The 269-nt window shown below is 54.6% G+C and carries 1 protein-coding gene; it reads left to right on the top strand.

The features are described from left to right. On the top strand, positions 1-269 hold a 269-nt coding region (gene vgrG, locus HC752_RS24525), incomplete at both ends, for a type VI secretion system tip protein VgrG (RefSeq protein WP_190337766.1).

The following is a 269-nucleotide window of genomic DNA, read 5'->3' as shown; positions in this document are numbered from 1 at the left end:
GTGCATTTCCCGTGGGATAGGTATTCCAACAGCAATGAATTGAGCTCGTGCTGGGTTCGTGTCTCTCAGGGGTGGGCGGGCAGCCAATACGGCATGATGGCGATACCGCGCATTGGGCATGAGGTGATTGTGTCGTTTTTAAATGGCGACCCAGACCAGCCGATTATTACAGGGCGCACCTATCACGCCACCAACATTCCGCCGTACACTTTGCCGGACAACAAGACCAAAACGGTCATCCGCAGTGAAACCCACCAAGGCGATGGGTT

The organism is Vibrio sp. S9_S30 (assembly GCF_014694455.1).
GTDB lineage: Bacteria > Pseudomonadota > Gammaproteobacteria > Enterobacterales > Vibrionaceae > Vibrio.
Note: the sequence above shows the minus strand (reverse complement) of the source record. Positions and strands in the feature narration are given on the sequence as shown.